The 15672-nt window shown below is 64.4% G+C and carries 15 protein-coding genes; 12 read left to right on the plus strand and 3 right to left on the minus strand.

Going from position 1 to position 15672, the window contains the following annotated elements; translation table 11 throughout:
- The first annotated feature begins 33 nt into the window (after nucleotides 1–33).
- The 11 genes from GJR96_RS05045 (at nucleotide 34) to argF (ending at nucleotide 11474) form a co-directional block, all read left to right on the plus strand.
- The gene (locus GJR96_RS05045; protein WP_151161934.1) at nucleotides 34–519 is read left to right on the plus strand and encodes a cation:proton antiporter regulatory subunit; all 486 of its coding nucleotides are present in this window, start codon (nucleotides 34–36) and stop codon (nucleotides 517–519) included.
- The gene (locus tag GJR96_RS05050) at nucleotides 519–1718 is read left to right on the plus strand and encodes a cation:proton antiporter (RefSeq protein WP_151161935.1); all 1200 of its coding nucleotides are present in this window, start codon (nucleotides 519–521) and stop codon (nucleotides 1716–1718) included. The genes GJR96_RS05045 and GJR96_RS05050 overlap by 1 nt, the downstream gene beginning before the upstream one ends.
- Nucleotides 1719–2181: 463 nt before the next feature.
- Complete coding sequence (locus GJR96_RS05055; protein WP_151161936.1) at nucleotides 2182–3402, plus strand: argininosuccinate synthase; 1221 nt, start codon at nucleotides 2182–2184, stop codon at nucleotides 3400–3402.
- A 1-nt stretch (nucleotide 3403) separates the two neighbouring features.
- Nucleotides 3404–4870, plus strand: coding sequence for an argininosuccinate lyase (argH, locus tag GJR96_RS05060; RefSeq protein WP_151161937.1), 1467 nt, complete (start codon nucleotides 3404–3406; stop codon nucleotides 4868–4870).
- 326 nt (nucleotides 4871–5196) lie between these two features.
- On the plus strand, nucleotides 5197–5376 hold the full coding sequence (gene lysW / locus GJR96_RS05065) for a lysine biosynthesis protein LysW (protein WP_058571591.1): 180 nt from the start codon (nucleotides 5197–5199) through the stop codon (nucleotides 5374–5376).
- A 2-nt stretch (nucleotides 5377–5378) separates the two neighbouring features.
- Nucleotides 5379–6254, plus strand: a complete 876-nt coding sequence (lysX, locus tag GJR96_RS05070; protein WP_151161938.1) for a lysine biosynthesis protein LysX — start codon at nucleotides 5379–5381, stop codon at nucleotides 6252–6254.
- The gene (gene argC, locus GJR96_RS05075; protein ID WP_151161939.1) at nucleotides 6251–7294 is read left to right on the plus strand and encodes an N-acetyl-gamma-glutamyl-phosphate reductase; all 1044 of its coding nucleotides are present in this window, start codon (nucleotides 6251–6253) and stop codon (nucleotides 7292–7294) included. Before lysX ends, argC begins: the two co-directional genes overlap by 4 nt.
- Nucleotides 7295–7348: 54 nt before the next feature.
- Nucleotides 7349–8278 (plus strand): acetylglutamate/acetylaminoadipate kinase, encoded by a 930-nt coding sequence (locus GJR96_RS05080; RefSeq protein WP_151161940.1) that lies wholly within the window; start codon nucleotides 7349–7351, stop codon nucleotides 8276–8278.
- Nucleotides 8278–9414, plus strand: coding sequence for an aspartate aminotransferase family protein (locus tag GJR96_RS05085; RefSeq protein WP_151163915.1), 1137 nt, complete (start codon nucleotides 8278–8280; stop codon nucleotides 9412–9414). Before GJR96_RS05080 ends, GJR96_RS05085 begins: the two co-directional genes overlap by 1 nt.
- On the plus strand, nucleotides 9411–10496 hold the full coding sequence (locus GJR96_RS05090; RefSeq protein ID WP_151161941.1) for a [LysW]-lysine hydrolase: 1086 nt from the start codon (nucleotides 9411–9413) through the stop codon (nucleotides 10494–10496). The genes GJR96_RS05085 and GJR96_RS05090 overlap by 4 nt, the downstream gene beginning before the upstream one ends.
- 78 nt (nucleotides 10497–10574) lie before the next feature.
- Complete coding sequence (gene argF / locus GJR96_RS05095; RefSeq protein WP_151161942.1) at nucleotides 10575–11474, plus strand: ornithine carbamoyltransferase; 900 nt, start codon at nucleotides 10575–10577, stop codon at nucleotides 11472–11474.
- A gap of 20 nt (nucleotides 11475–11494) precedes the next feature.
- Here the strand turns inward: argF and GJR96_RS05100 are convergent, their stop codons facing one another.
- The gene (locus tag GJR96_RS05100) at nucleotides 11495–11959 is read right to left on the minus strand and encodes an ester cyclase (RefSeq protein WP_151161943.1); all 465 of its coding nucleotides are present in this window, start codon (nucleotides 11957–11959) and stop codon (nucleotides 11495–11497) included.
- Nucleotides 11960–12079: 120 nt separating this feature from the next.
- Complete coding sequence (locus GJR96_RS05105; RefSeq protein WP_151161944.1) at nucleotides 12080–12544, minus strand: DUF6789 family protein; 465 nt, start codon at nucleotides 12542–12544, stop codon at nucleotides 12080–12082.
- A 165-nt stretch (nucleotides 12545–12709) separates the two neighbouring features.
- Here GJR96_RS05105 and GJR96_RS05110 point away from each other — a divergent pair, with 165 nt between their 5' ends.
- Nucleotides 12710–14917 (plus strand): ATP-dependent DNA helicase, encoded by a 2208-nt coding sequence (locus tag GJR96_RS05110; protein ID WP_151161945.1) that lies wholly within the window; start codon nucleotides 12710–12712, stop codon nucleotides 14915–14917.
- A gap of 30 nt (nucleotides 14918–14947) precedes the next feature.
- Here the strand turns inward: GJR96_RS05110 and GJR96_RS05115 are convergent, their stop codons facing one another.
- Nucleotides 14948–15538 (minus strand): methyltransferase family protein, encoded by a 591-nt coding sequence (locus GJR96_RS05115; RefSeq protein WP_151161946.1) that lies wholly within the window; start codon nucleotides 15536–15538, stop codon nucleotides 14948–14950.
- Nucleotides 15539–15672 lie beyond the last annotated feature (134 nt).

The following is a 15672-nucleotide window of genomic DNA, read 5'->3' on the forward strand; positions in this document are numbered from 1 at the left end:
ACTTTATTTCACCGGGTCACTAATCTCTCTGTCGTGACTGTCTACGAGAGCGACCTTCCGGGCGTCGGAAAGAAGCACGAGGTGGAACTCGGCGACGGTGCCCGACTGGTCATCGTCACCCACAACACGGGGAAACGAGAGGTGTTCCGCCGCGCGAGCGCCGACAGCGACTCGGAGAAACTGTTCGAACTCGACGACGAACTCGCACGGCAGGTCGGGACGCTCCTCGAAGGGGCGTACTTCCAACCCGTCGAGACGACCGATATCGAGACGCTCCTCGGAGATAGTACTCTCCTCGAGTGGGTCGAGGTCAGCCCGGACTCCGACGTTGCCGGGAAGACACTCGGCGAGTCGGACCTCCGACAGGCGACCGGTGCGTCGGTCATCGCCATCGAACGCGACGACGAAGTCATCACGTCTCCGGGTGGCGAGACGCCCATCGAGGCCGGTGATACGCTCATCGTCATCGGCCCGCGGGAGTCCTGCCGCGAGTTCGCGGCACTCGTGAAAGGAGCCTAATGGCAGCGGAACTGCTCGAATTCGGGTACCTGTTCGTCGTCCTCGCCGTCACGGGAGCGGTTGCGCTCCGACTCGGCCTCTCTGTCATCCCGCTGTACGTCGTCGGCGGCGTCGTCGTCGGCCCGTACGTCGCCGGCCGATTCGGTCTCCCGTACGTCGCCGACGGCGAAGTCGTGACGCTCCTCGCGGAACTCGGTATCGTGTTGCTGTTGTTCTTCCTCGGACTGGAGTTCAGCCTCGACAGACTCCGCGCCGCGCGCAGTAACATCGGCCGTGCGGGCGCGATAGACCTAGTGGTGAACCTCCCACTGGGCGTCGTCATCGGCCTCGCTCTCGGGTGGTCTGTCGTCGAGGCGTTCCTCCTCGGCGGCATCGTCTACATCTCGTCGTCCGCCATCGTGACGAAGACGCTCATCGACCTCGGATGGATTGCCGACCCCGAATCCGAGCCGATTCTGGGGACGCTCGTCTTCGAGGACCTCGCTATCGCCGTCTACCTCGCCGCCGTCACCTCGCTCGTCCTCGGCGGCGAGGGCGGACTCGCCGCCATCGGACGCTCGCTCGCCATCGCGTTCGGCTTCCTCGGCCTCCTGTTGGTACTCGTCCAGTACGGCACACCGTTGTTCACCCGCGTCCTCGACGTGGAGAATCAAGAGGCGTTCGTCCTGCGCGCACTCGCCGTCGTCGTCCCCGTCGCCGGGGCGGCGCTGGCACTCGGCGTGAGCGAGGCGGTTGCCGCCTTCTTCGTCGGCATGGGCTTTTCGACGAGTGGGCACCGTGAGACCATCGAGCGGCGGTTGACGTCCGTCCGCGACGTGTTCGCGGCGATATTCTTCTTCTGGATTGGCCTCGGCACGGACCCGACGTTGCTGGCGGCGGTTGTCGTTCCACTCGTAGTGGCCGTGGTGTTGACGACGCCCGCGAAAGTCGTCTCGGGCTATCTCGGGGGGCGCGTCTACGACCTCTCGACGCACCGGTCGCTCCGTGTCGGCGTCGGCATGGTCCCGCGCGGCGAGTTCTCGCTTGTCATCGCGGCGCTGGCGGCGTCGGGGTCGACACAGGTGATGCGCGAGGCCATCCCGGCGTTCGCCGTCGGCTACGTGCTCGTCATGAGCGCCCTCGGAACGGTGTTGATGCAGCGGTCTGACCTCGTCGAACGACTGGTCTTCCGCGGTGGGTCGGCGAAGGCGGACTCCTGACCGAGAGGGAGACATCCGACCAGACGGCCACAGAATACGTTTCGAACGCGTGACTCACGGCCTGACGCACCCATGACACTCATCGAATGGCTCGCCATCGGCCTCGTCGTGCTCGTCGTCCTCGCACTCGTGGTCGCGCTGTTCGACGAAGAACTCCTCTTGGAACTCGCCGTCGAGGTGCTCGACTGAGGCGAAGGTTGCGTCCCCGAAAGAATTTAATAGGGACGATGTTGTAGGGTCTCACAACCATGGCGACTCGCAGCACCTTCGCCACTTTTGCCCCGCTGCGAGCCGCTGCTGTCCGACGACGACGACCGGCCCCTCAGGGCCAGTAATATCATATCCTTCGGGACACGTCGAAATTGCTAATCTACAGTTTTCTTGCCTATAGGCATCTCTACCACTTAATTTCACAAATTGAATGCAAAGAATTTATTTAGTTACTCCTTCCACAGTCAGGTACATGAAGAAAGTCGCACTCGCGTTCTCCGGCGGACTGGACACCACAGTCTGCGTCCCAATCCTCGAAGAAGAATACGGCTACGACGAAGTCATCGGCGTCACCGTCGACGTCGGTCAGCCCGAAGAAGAGTTCGACGAGGCCTACGAGACGGCCGAGGCACTCGGACTCGAACACTACGTCATCGACGCGAAAGACGAGTTCGCACAACTCTGTCTCGACTCGGTGACCGCCAACGCGGACTATCAGGGCTATCCGCTCGGGACAGCGCTCGCACGCCCGGTCATCGCTAACGCCATCCTCGACCTCGCACAAGAAGAGGGCTGTGACGGCATCGCCCACGGGTGTACGGGCAAAGGCAACGACCAACTCCGCTTCGAAGCGGTCTGGCGCGCCTCCGACCTCGAAGTCATCGCCCCCGTCCGCGAGATGGGCATGACCCGCGAGTGGGAAATCGAGTACGCCGCCGAGAAAGACCTGCCCGTACAGGGCGGCAACGAGGGCGTCTGGTCCATCGACACGAACCTCTGGAGCCGTTCCATCGAGGGTGGCAACCTCGAAGACCCCGGCTACGTCCCGCCGGAAGACATCTACGAGTGGACCGACCAGCCCTCGGGTGAGACGGAACTCATCGAGATTACGTTCGAAGACGGCTACCCCATCGCCATCGACGGCGAGGAGATGGAGGCCCTCGAACTCATCTCGTACCTCAACGAGAAGGCCGGTTCCTACGGCGTCGGCCGCACGGACATGATGGAAGACCGCATGCTCGGCCTGAAGGTGCGCGAGAACTACGAGCACCCGGCCGCGACGACGCTCCTCAACGCCCACAAGGCGCTCGAAGGCCTCGTCCTCACGAAAGAAGAGCGTGACTTCAAGGCCACAGTCGACAACGAGTGGTCCCAGAAGGCCTACGAAGGCCTCATCGACGCCCCCCTCGTCGGGGCGCTGGAAGCCTTCCTCGAAAAGACCCAAGAGCGCGTCACGGGCACCGTGACCATCAAGTTCGAGGGCGGACAGGCCCGCCCGGTCGGCCGCGAATCCGAGTACGCCGCGTACTCCGAGTCCGCCGCCTCCTTCAACACGGAGACGGTCGACGGCATCGAGCAGGCCGACGCCACGGGCGTCGCCAAGTACCACGGCTTCCAGGCGCGTCTCGCCAACCAGAACGCGAAGACGAAGCAGAAGCCCGAACTGGCCGCAGACGGCGGCAGCGACGAGTAAGATGACAGGCGAGGACGGTGACTCCGAGGGCGTCATTCGCCGGGACCGCTTCAGCGGCGGCCCCGCCCGCGGGTTCATGTCGAGCCTCGCGGCCGACGAACGCATCTTCGAGGCCGACCTCGCCGTCGACCGGGCGCACGTCGTGATGCTCGCGGCACAGGACATCATCGAGTCCGACGTCGCCGCCGACATCCTCGCCGCACTGGATGAGGTAGAAGCAGCGGGTCACGACGCACTGTCCGGCGGCGAAGACGTTCACGAAGCCATCGAGGCCGCCGTCATCGATATCGTCGGCCCCGACGGCGGGAAGATGCACACCGCACGCTCGCGCAACGACGAGGTTGCCACGTGCATCCGCTACCGTCTTCGCGACGACGTGCTGGACGCCCTCGACGCCGCACTCGCACTCCGCGAGTCACTCGTCGAGACGGCGAGTGAGCACACCGAGACGGTGATGCCCGGCTACACGCACCTGCAACCCGCCCAACCGACGACGGTTGCGCACTTCCTGCTCTCGTACGAACGGGCGGTCGCCCGCGACTGCGCCCGCCTCATGTGCGCGTACGAGCGTCTCAATCAGTCTCCCCTCGGGTCGGCCGCCTTCGCGGGCACGCCCTTCGACGTGAACCGCGAACTCGTTTCCGACCTGCTCGGGTTCGACAGCGTGATGGAGAACTCGATGGACGCCTCGGCGACCCGCGACTTCCTCGCGGAGACCCTGTCGGCGCTCACGACGCACGCAATCACGCTCTCGGGACTCGCCGAAGACCTCGTCATCTTCTCGAACAAGGGCTTCGTCGAACTCTCGGACGATTACTCTTCGACGTCGTCTATCATGCCGCAGAAGAAGAACCCCGACACGATGGAACTCGTCCGTGCCGTCGCGGGCGACGCCGTCGGGGAACTCACCGGCCTGATGACGACGCTGAAGGGACTGCCGCGCGCGTACAACCGCGACTTACAACGCGCGCACAAGCACGCCTTCCGCGCCGTCGACGACGTGTCCGAAGCGGCCGCCGTGGCCGCCGGTGCCGTCGCCTCGGCGACGTGGCCCGAAGACGAACTCGCCGCGGCCGCCGGAGACGGGTTCTCGACGGCGACGGGCGTCGCAGACCTGCTGGCGATGGCCGGCCTGCCGTTCCGCACGGCCCACGAAGTGGTCGCAGAGGCGGCCGCTCGGTCCTCGGGAACGCCCGACGTGGCAACACTTGACGCCGTCGCTACGGACGTATTAGGTGAGTCTCTCTTTACGCACGTGACAGCAGACGCCGTCGAAGCCGCGCTCGACCCGACCGAGAGCGTGGCGAGTCGCGATTCCGTCGGTGGGCCCGCGCCCGCCGCCGTGGAGGCGACCCTCTCGACGGCGCGTGACGACCTGTCGGCAGACGCCGCGGCAGTCGCGGACGCCCGCGACACACTTACCGCCGCTGCCGACGAACTCGACGAAGAGGTTTCGAGCTATGTCTGAGGTATCCACCCCCGTCGCTGGCCTGCCGCGACCGCCGCGAGCGGTTGCGCCGCGACCACCGCGACGACCGGTCTCGGTTCCGCGACGGCCCCGACCGGAACCGCGACCACGACCACGCCCGACGGCGGGGACGGCCCGACCGGTTCCGCGACCGGTTCCGTCCCCGGTGTTGGGTGAGGGTGGCAACCGAGCCCGACACGTTGTTCGACCGACCACCTCGGTCGGCCGATTCTCCCGATAACCGCCGAGAGATACTTCTTTACGCTGTTTTTTGCTTCGTAATTTTCGACGGATTTAATACCATCCGTGGTCCAGCCAAGGATGTAATGAGCGACACCATCACTGCGGAAGACCCGCTGAGCGGAGAAGAAATCGAGCTGCCGTCCGACGTCGAGGTCGGCGAGATTATCGACAGCCCCGCCACAGGCGCGGAGCTGGAAGTCGTCTCGCTCGACCCCGTGATTTTGGAAGAGGCACCTGAACTCGAAGAGGACTGGGGAGAGTAAGCGTGCATATTGGACTGCTCTACTCCCGGATTCGCCGCGACGAGAAGTTGCTCCTCAACGAGCTTCGTGAGCGCGGCCACGAGGTGACGAAGATAGACGTTCGGAAAGAGCAGTTCGACCTCTCTGAGCCGCCGGAAGCGTTCGACGGCCTCGACATCGTGGTCGACCGCTGTCTGGCGACGAGCAGGAGCCTCTACATCACGCGCTTCCTGCAATCGTACGGCATCCCCGTCGTCAACTCCCACGAGACGGCCGACATCTGCGCCGACAAGGCGAAGAACAGTCTCGCCCTCGCGGACGCGGGTGTGCCCACGCCGAACACGAAAGTGGCGTTCACCGTCGAATCGGCGATGGACATCGTCGAGGAGTTCGGCTACCCCTGCGTCCTCAAGCCCGTCGTCGGGTCGTGGGGTCGCCTGATGGCCAAAATCGACTCCGAGGCGGCCGCCGAAGCCATCCTCGAACACAAGGCCACGCTCGGGAACTACGAGCACAAGGTGTTCTACATTCAGGAGTTCGTCGAGAAACCGGGCCGCGACATCCGCGTCCTCGCCGTCGACGGCGAACCCATCGCCGCGATGACTCGCTCGTCGGACCACTGGCTCACCAACGCCGCGAAGGGTGCCGACGCCGAGGCGTTCGAACTCGACGCCCGCGCGAAAGAACTCGTGAAGCAGGCGTCCGACGCAGTCGGCGGCGGCCTGCTCGGCGTGGACCTCATGGAAACTGGTGATGACTACACCGTCCACGAGGTCAACCACACTGTCGAGTTCAAGGCGCTCAACGACGCCGTGGACGTGGACGTTCCCGCGAAGGTCGTCGATTGGCTGGAGGCGAAAGTCGACAGCGAAAAGACGCTCGCGGAGGTTTCGGCGTGAGCGAGGCACTCACTGCGGGCGTCGTCGGTGGCTCTGGGTTCACCGGCGGCGAACTGCTCCGCCTCCTCGACGGCCACCCGAACTTCGAGATTGCACAGGCCACGAGTCGCTCCTACGAGCGCAAGACCGTCGGCCACGTCCACCCGAACCTTCGTCACCTCGACCTGCGCTTTACGTCTCCGGAGGACCTCGAATCCGTGGACGTACTGTTCACGGCGACACCTCACGGTGTCTCGATGGAACACATCGACGCGTTCCAAGACGCCGCCGACACCGTCGTCGACCTCTCCGCCGATTTCCGTCTCTCCGAAGAAGCACAGTATGACGAGTGGTACGACGGGCACATCTGCCCCGAGTACCTCGACAAATCGGAGTACGCACTTCCCGAACTGAACCGCGAGAACCTCCCCGGTGCGGACCTCATCGCGGCGGGCGGGTGTAACGCGACGGCGACGATTCTCGGGCTGAAACCGCTCTTCGACGCCGACATCCTCTCCGGCGACGAGCAAGTCGTCGTCGACGTGAAAGTCGGGTCGTCCGAGGGCGGCGCGGGCGCGAGCAAAGCATCCTCACACGCCGAACGCTCGGGTATCGTTCGTCCCTACGCACCGACCGGCCACCGTCACGAGGCCGAAATCGAGGAGTACCTCGGCGTCTCTGTCTCCTTTACCGTCCACGCGGTGGACATGGTCCGCGGTGCGGCGGCGACCTGTCACGTCTTCCCCGACGGACCAGTGTCGAAAGGCGACATGTGGAAGGCCTACAGAGGTAGCTACGGCGACGAACCCTTCATGCGCACCGTCGCCGGCGGTGGTGGCGTCTATCGCTACCCCGAACCGAAGTCCGTCGCGGGCACCAACTTCGGCGAAGTCGGGTTCGAAATCGACCCCGCGAACCGACGCCTCGTCGTCTTCTCGGCCATCGACAACATGATGAAAGGCTCCGCCGGGCAGGCGGTCCACGCCGCCAACATCGCACTCGACTTAGAGGAGACTGCCGGCCTCGACTTCACCGGCTTCCACCCAATCGGCTCACCCTGAGCGCACCGTCCCCGAACACATCACTCCCAGACTGACCACCGTACCACTTCGACTATGACAGGATACACACGCGAGGAACTGCTCGCGGCACACGAACAGCTCGTCGACAACGAGGCGAACCTCATCGCAGATGGGGGGAAAGAACCACCGGTCGTCGTCAAGATTGGCGGCGCGAAAGCCGTCGACCCGGAGGGTGCCGTCGCAGACGTGGCGCACCTCGTCGCAAACGGCACCGACGTCGTCGTCGTCCACGGCGGGTCGACCGCCGTCGACGAGACGCTCGAAGAACTCGGCGAGGAACCCACCTACGTCGAGTCGCCCTCGGGCGTGACCGGCCGCTTCACCGACGAGCGCACCATGGAGGTGTTCTCGATGGTGATGCCCGGCAAACTCAACACCGACCTGACGGCGCTGTTCCGCGAGGCGGGGGTCGACGCGCTGGGCCTCTCCGGCGTCGACGGCGGCCTCCTCACCGGCCCGCGCAAGTCGGCGGTTCGCGTCGTCGAAGATGGGAAGAAGAAAATCAAGCGCGGCGACCACTCCGGGAAGATTACCTCGGTCAACGCGCCGCTCCTCGAAACGCTCCTCGACGGCGGCTACACGCCTATCGTGACCGTCCCGATGCTCGCCGACGACGGCGTCCCGGTCAACGCGGACGCCGACCGTGCGGCAGCAGCAGTCGCCGGCGCACTCGGTGCGAGACTCGTCGTCCTCACCGACGTGAAGGGCGTCTACGCCGACCCCGACGACGAATCGACGCTCATCGAGACGGCCGACACGCCCGAGGAGTTCGAAGCACTCGAAGCGGCCGCAGAAGGCTTCATGACGAAGAAAGTCATGGCCGCGAAGGAGGCGCTCGACGGCGGGGCCGCGGAGGTCATCGTCTCGGACGCGAACCTGAACGACCCCATCGTGACGGCGCTCAACGGCGGCGGAACGCACGTGACGCCCGGTGCACTGGTCGAAGCGACGGAGGCTGAATGATGTCGGGGTTCGTCTTCAACGAGAAACCAATCACCATCGAATCCGGTGAGGGACCGTACCTCTATTCGGACGACGGGACCGAGTACCTCGACTTCGGCGCGAGTTACGCCGTCGCGGCACTCGGCCACTCGCACCCGGCGGTCACCTCTGCCATTCAAGAACAGGCCGCGAAGTTGACCTACGTGCAGGCGTCGTACCCCGTCGAGGTTCGCACCGAACTCTACGAGAAACTCGCCGCGCTCGCACCGGGCGACATCGAGAACGTCTGGCTCTGTAACTCCGGCACCGAGGCTAACGAGGCGGCGATGAAGTTCGCCCGCTCTGCGACCGGTCGCCAGAAGATTATCGCCACGAAGCGCGCGTTCCACGGCCGCACCCTTGGCTCGCTCGCGCTCACGTGGAAACAGAAGTACAAGAAGCCGTACGAACCGGTCGCCGGCGGCGTCGAGTTCGTCACGTACGGCGACGAAGAGGAACTGGCCGAAGCCGTAGACGACGAGACGGCCGCCGTCTTCCTCGAACCGATTCAGGGCGAAGGCGGCATCAACCCCGCTGCGACGGAGTACCTGCAAACCGCCCGCGACCTGACCGAAGACGCCGGCGCGGCACTCGTCTTCGACGAGATTCAGACCGGTATCGGCCGGACCGGGTCGCTGTGGGCGTGCGAGAACGTCGGCGTCGTTCCCGACATCCTGACCAGTGCGAAGGGTATCGCCAACGGCCTCCCACTCGGTGCGACGCTCTGTGCCGACTGGATTGCCGACGGCGCGGCCTCTCACGGGTCGACGTTCTCCGGCGGCCCTGTGGTCTGCGCCGCGGCGAACGCCACGCTCGACACCATCGTCGAGCAGGATATTCCCGGTCACGCCGCCGAAATCGGCGACTACCTCACGTCGGGACTCGAAGCGGCCGTGGAAGAACACGACCTGCCGGTCCGCGAGGTACGCGGCGACGGCCTCATGATTGGCGTCGAGGTCAAGCGCGGCGCGAACCGCACGCTGAAGCACCTCGCGCTGTCCGAGCAACTCCTCGCGCTTCCAGCGGGACGGACCGTCGTGCGGTTCCTCCCGCCACTCATCATCGACGAGGAACACGCAGACTACGCGGTGGACGCCATGACGAGCGTGTTGTCATGAACGCCGGAACCACACACGACGGCCACGCCGACACGGACGCCGACCTCATCGCCGGGAGCGACTGGGTCGAGGCGCGTCGTCTCCTCTACGACATGGTGTCGACGCCGTCCGTCTCGGGCGACGAAGAAGACGCCGCCGAGGTGCTGAAGGCGTTCTTCGAGGCGCACGACCGCGAGGTCTGGATAGACGAGGTCGGCAACGTCCGCGCACCCGCCGACGATTCCGTCCTCCTCACGTCGCACATCGACACCGTCCCGGGCGAGATACCAGTGAAGGTTGACGACGGCGTTCTCTGGGGTCGCGGGAGCGTCGACGCGACCGGCCCCCTCTGTTCGATGGCCGCCGCCGCCGTCGAAACAGGCGTCTCGTTCGTCGGCGTCGTCGGCGAAGAGACCTCGTCGCGCGGCGCGTGGCACCTCGTCGAGGACCGCGAAGAACCCGGCGCTGTCGTCAACGGCGAACCCTCGGGATGGGACGGCGTGACCCTCGGCTACCGTGGATTCCTCTCGGGAACGTACGTCTCGACCAGTGAGTTGGGCCACTCCTCGCGCCCCGAGGACAACGCCATCCAATCGGCCGTCGCGTGGTGGTCGCGCGTCGCCGACTTCTTCGACGAAGAGTACGACGGCGTCTTCGACACGGTGACGACGAAACCCGTGAACTTCGACGGCGGTCCAACCGACGATGGCCTCGCCGTCGAGGCGACGGTGGACGTGCAGTTCCGCGTCCCACCTCGTCTCACCATCGACGACGTACGCGAAGTCGCCGAGGGCGAACTCACTCGCGGGAGCGTCCACTGGAACAAGCCCATCCCGCCTGTGATGATGAGTCCGCGCACGGAAGTCGCGCGGGCCTTCCGCGTCGCCATCCGCGGCGTCGGTGGGACCAAGCCACGCTTGCTCCGCAAGACCGGAACCAGCGACATGAACATCTTCGCCGGCACGTGGGACTGCCCGATGGCGACGTACGGCCCCGGCGACTCGGACCTCGACCACGCCCCCGACGAACGCCTCGAACTCACCGAGTTCGACAACTCCATCGACGTGCTGGTGGAGGTCTGCGAGACACTCGCGGACGACTGACCCGAACCGTCGAAGACTGAATCGAGACACACAGACGACCGAGACACCGAATCGACACGGAGACACGACACTCACACAATGCTCGAAACGACACACTTCACCGACATCGACGACATCAGCGCATCGGAGTTAGACCGCGTCCTCACCCGCGCCGCCGACATCAAATCCGGCGACGACGAGACGCGACTGCCCCGAGCGACGCTGGCGATGCTCTTCGAGAAACCGAGTACCCGCACGCGTGTCTCCTTCGAGACGGGTATGACGCAGTTAGGCGGTCACGCCCTCTTCCTCGGCCCCGAAGACATCCAACTCGGTCACGGCGAACCACTCTCGGACACCGCTCGTGTGCTGGGTCGCTACGGCGACGCCATCATGGTCCGCCTCTTCGAACACGAGGACCTGCTCGAAATCGCCGAACACTCCGACGCACCGGTCATCAACGGCCTGACCGACGACGCCCACCCGTGCCAGACGCTCGCCGACCTGCTCACCATCCGCGAACACGTCGGCGACTTCGACGAGGTACAGGCCGCGTGGGTCGGCGACGGCAACAACGTCGGCCAGTCGTTCGTCCTCGGGTGCGCGATGGCCGGCATCGACCTGACGGTGGCGACGCCACCGGGGTACGCGATGGACGACGAAGTCATCGCTCGGGCCGCCGAACTCGGACAAGCGCCGACGGTCACCACGGACCCCGAGGAAGCCATCGACGGCGCGGACGTCATCTACACCGACGTGTGGATTTCGATGGGCCAAGAGAGCGAGCGTCACCAGAAACTGCAGGCGTTCGAAGGCTTCCAACTCAACGAGGAGTTGCTCGCGGATACGGACGCGAAAGTCATGCACTGTCTCCCCGCCCACCGCGGTGAGGAGATTACCGGACCCGTCCTCGAAGGCGACCAGTCTATCGTCTGGGACCAAGCGGAAAACCGTCTCCACGCCCAGAAAGGACTCATCGTCGAGTTGCTGGACGAATAAAACCGAAGAACGCAGTCTGCCTACGCTTCTGCGCCCGTCCCGCCTTCTGCCTCGGTCGCTTCGGGCGGAATCAGACCGAGTTGCTGCATCGTTCCGTAGTAGTCGAACGCGTCCCACTGTTCTGCGATTTTGTCACCCTCGAACCGATAGATGCTGATACCGCTCGATTTCCAGTGGTTTCCCGTCGGTTCGTCGGTCAGGTACGACGGTGACTCGTTCGTTCCTTCCAACGTGTAGCGGATGGTAGCGCGGTCACCCGCCGCGAAGAGGTCGTCGATGGTGAACTCGAGGTCGGGCGTCCCATCGAGAACCGCTTGGACCATCTCTTTGGAACCTTCGAGGCCCCGGTCGCCCATCGAGTCGTGCATGACGAAATCGTCGGTAGAGTACCCGTCGATGGCGTCGGGATTCCGGCCGTTCCAAGCCTCTTCGTGATACTTTCTCATTATCGCCTTCATCTCTGCTGTCGGTATCGGGTCCATCATAGTCCACCAGGTGTGGGTACTCTCGGAAAATGCATAGAATATTTGTCACAAAATGTGGTGTGTCTCGATTAGGTGACAGTGTTTGCAAGCAAAAACTGCCGCCGCGGTCTCTCTCGGCCCCTACAGCACCCGTTCGAGCGTCGGGTACGCGATTCCGATGACCCCGCCGTAGACGACGTGGCCGACGAGACTCGTGACGTTGACGTTCGGAAGCGGCGGGTTCGCGGGCGACCCGACGACGCTCAACCAGACGGGCATGACGAGGACGGCGAGAATCGCCCAGAGGACGACGCCGTAGACGACGCCGGCGCCGAACGATTTGGCTGTCGAGTCGAGGCCGACGTATCCAGCGAGGCCAGCGAAGACGACGCCGAGAATCGCACCGTGGGCGACGTGAATCGTGAAGCCTGCGGCACCGCCCATGAGTGCGTACATCGATGGAATCGCGACTTCGAGGACGGGACGCATCTGGACGACCATCATCGCACCCATGACGACGGCGGCGAGTGCGCCCGCGGCGACGCCCGCTTGCCACGATTCAGTTGCTGTGGTCTCGATTCGTGAGGTTGCAGTCTCTGATGCCATGTGCGAGGAGTCAACAGCCTCCCGAATAATCCTCTCTCGGACGGGCGAGACCGCCGCATGGCGGAGATACGGTTATATGCAGTGTGTCGTGTCTGGCGGTCTCGGCGGCGTCGGTTCGGGGTGTTCCTCCGAGGCTTTTAATCAGATGGCGGCCGAGAACCGTTCGTGGCCCACGCGAACGGTCCCCGCGACGACGATAGCGACTTGGAGAGAGCGTGGCGCTTCTTCCCGTACGACGAACCGTATCCGAATCAGGAAGCGGCGATGTCCGGCATTTCGGACGCACTCGACGACGAGCGCAACGTCCTCCTCGAAGGAGCAACTGGGACGGGAAAGACCATCTCCGCACTCGTGCCGGCGCTCGAATACGCCCGCGAACACGACAAGACGGTGGTCATCACGACGAACGTCCACCAGCAGATGCGGCAGTTCATCGAAGACGCCCGCGCCATCACCCGGCGCGAACCCATCCGGGCGGTGGTGTTCCGCGGGAAGTCCTCGATGTGCCACATCGACGTTGGCTTTCAGGAGTGTCAGACCCTCCGCGATACGACCAGAAGCATCGTCGAAAAGGAGTCAGACAAGTCCGAACTCTCGGAGCAGGCCCAGACGCTCCTCGACCGGATGCGCGAGGGCGAGTCCGGTGCTGGTGAAGCCAGAAGCGCCGTCACCGACGAACTCGACGCCATCGACGACGAGTTGGAGCAGTTGAAAGACGGCAACTACTGCGAACACTACTACAACAACCTCACGCAGAACACAGACGAGTTCTTCCAGTGGTTGTTCGACGACGTGCGGACCCCCGACGAGATTTTCGAACACGCCGGGCGGCAGAACTTCTGTGGCTACGAACTCCTGAAAGAGGGGATGGAGGGCGTCGACCTCGTGGTCTGTAACTACCACCACCTGCTCGACCCGATGATACGCGAGCAGTTCTTCCGGTGGTTGGACCGCGAGGCGGACGACATCATCACCGTGTTCGACGAGGCGCACAACATCGAGGGGGCGGCGCGTGACCACGCGAGTCGTGCCCTCACCGAGAACACGCTCGAAAGCGCGATGAACGAGTTAGAAGAGGTCGACGACTCACGCGCCGAGAGTGCCCAAAACGTCGTCGGGACGTTCCTCGACGCACTCCGCGAGAGTTACGACGAGGCGTTCGGGTTCGGCGAACGCGAACAGGTCGGTGAGAACTGGCACGACCTCTCGATTGCCAATCAGGGCCGGCGAGACGACCTGACGATGGAGTTCCTCCAGTCGTACGAAGGCCGCGGCATCGACGTGGAAGTCGAACTCGCACTCCAGTTGGGAAAGCGCCTCGACGAGCAGTACGAAGACGAGTACAAGAACGGCGAGGCGACGACGCGCAAGGAGTGTCAAACCCTCCAAGCCGCCGGATTCATCGCCGACTGGATGGAGATGGGCGGCGAACTCGGCCGTCACCCCATGTTGTCGGTGCGTCGCGACGGCGGCAGCGACGAGATATACGGTCGCGCCGAACTCTACACCTGCATCCCGCGCGACGTGACTCGCGAGTTGTTCGAGGAAGTTCACGCGAGCATCCTGATGTCGGCGACGTTGCGCCCGTTCGACGTGACGGAGCAGACGCTCGGCCTCGAAAAACCGGTGACGATGGCGTACGGTCTCGAATACCCCGAGGAGAACCGACGGACGTTCTCCGTCTCGTTGCCGGCGCTGTTCTCGTCGGAACGCGACGACCCCGGGACGCAAGAGACAATCGAGCAGTTGCTCGTGGACGCCGCGCGCTTCACGCCGGGGAACACGCTCGTGTTCTTCCCGTCGTACGCGGAGGCCGAACGCTACCACGAGCGGTTGCGTGGGAACCCCGCGGCAGACTTCGACTTCTTCCTCGACGAACCGGGCGTCCGCGCTGAGGAGGCGCGACAGGAGTTCGTCGGCAAAGACGACGCGATTCTCCTCACGTCGCTGTGGGGGACCCTCGCCGAAGGCGTGAGCTTCGACGGCGACGACGCGCGAACCGTCGTCGTCGTTGGCGTTCCGTACCCGCACCTCTCCGAGCGACTGGAGGCGGTTCAAGACGCCTACGACCGCATCTATCGCGGCAAGAAGGAGGCTGGATGGCGCTACGCCGTGGAGATTCCAACCATCCGTAAGACCAGACAGGCACTCGGGCGGGTCATCCGCGCGCCCGACGACTACGGCGTGCGCATCCTCGCCGACAAACGCTACACGCGCGAGAGTTCCTCGATGGGGAAATACGGTGTTCGTGGGTCGTTCCCCGTCGAAGAGCGTGCAGAGATGGTCGACATCACCCCGGAGAAACTCAAGTTCGCGATGCTGAACTTCTACAACGACCACGACGCATACGACGGCGACCCACCGCGACCCTAACCACGGGGGTCACCATCGGCCGAAGACACCTCAGTTCGCCAGTTCACGGAGCGTCGTCCGGCCGACGAATCGAGGGACGCGGTCGGTGTACCGTTCGTACTCGCGTCCGTACTCCTCGTGCAGGTGAGGTTCTTCTGCGAAGGGCAACAACACGACCCAGCCAGCGTGGACGGCGGCGAGGACGGCGACGAAAAACGAGTTGACGAGCACTGCGAACCCGACGATGCCGACGAGCATCCCGACGTACTGCGGGTTTCGACTGTACGCATATGGGCCGTCCGTGTACAGGTCACCGGTCACGCCGCGAACCTCGTCGGACTGCATCGCGTTCGCGCTCCGAAGGAAGATTGCCGCCCCGAGTCCCGACAGGAGGACACCGACGACGAGCGACGCTGGTCGCGGCAGTATCCACTCGTTCCAGTCGAGGACGGCGACGGTGAGAATGGAGACGTTGAACACGGCGACCAGCGACCAGTGGAGGTAGTACGCCCACGTCTTGTCGCCGGGTGGCCACCACTGGCGAGTCGTCGTGAGCGTGACCACCAAGATGAGGTAGATTCCGGACGCAGCGACGAGACCGGTTCCGAACGCGATGGACGTCACAGTCGGCAGTGCAGTCATACGATGGGTTCCAGTAGGAGGAACTGGCCGATAGTCGCACTGCCGCACCAGTGAGGCCGATTTTTATGTCGGGCAGGAGAGGCCGTGGAGGCGGTGCTCGAGGGCCTGCCGGTCGGGGGACCAGTCGACGTTCG

The sequence above is a fragment of the Haloferax litoreum genome (genome assembly GCF_009674605.1).
Classification (GTDB): domain Archaea; phylum Halobacteriota; class Halobacteria; order Halobacteriales; family Haloferacaceae; genus Haloferax; species Haloferax litoreum.